The 411-nt window shown below is 59.6% G+C and carries 1 protein-coding gene; it reads right to left on the minus strand.

What is annotated here, in order from left to right:
- A partial coding sequence (locus tag A3730_RS09680) for a DEAD/DEAH box helicase (protein ID WP_156501120.1) occupies nucleotides 1-411 on the minus strand: 411 nt, incomplete at both ends.

Consider the following 411-nt stretch of genomic DNA (forward strand, 5'->3'; position numbering starts at 1 on the left):
GATAGCGAACAGGGCGACCTCAGCCTGTTTCAACAGCGCCAGGGTACGCGGCTGTATCAGCCGCTCCGGGGCGATGTAGAGCATGTCCAACTCGCCTTGCAGCAAGGCGTTTTCCAGCTCGCGTACTTGTTCCAGTGACAGGGTGGAGTTGAGGAAGCCGGCTTTCACGCCCAGTGCCTTGAGCGCATCCACCTGATCCTGCATCAGGGCAATCAGCGGGCTGATCACCACACCGGTGCCTGGCCGGACCAGGGCGGGGATCTGATAGCACAGGGATTTACCGCCGCCGGTGGGCATCAGCACCAGGGCGTCGTCGCCCTGTATCAGGGTATTGATAATGGTCTGCTGTTCACCGCGAAACTGGTGGTAGCCGAAGACATGTTCAAGAACGGAGTGGGCATTGGATTGCAT

This window comes from Alcanivorax sp. HI0044, from assembly GCF_001634945.1.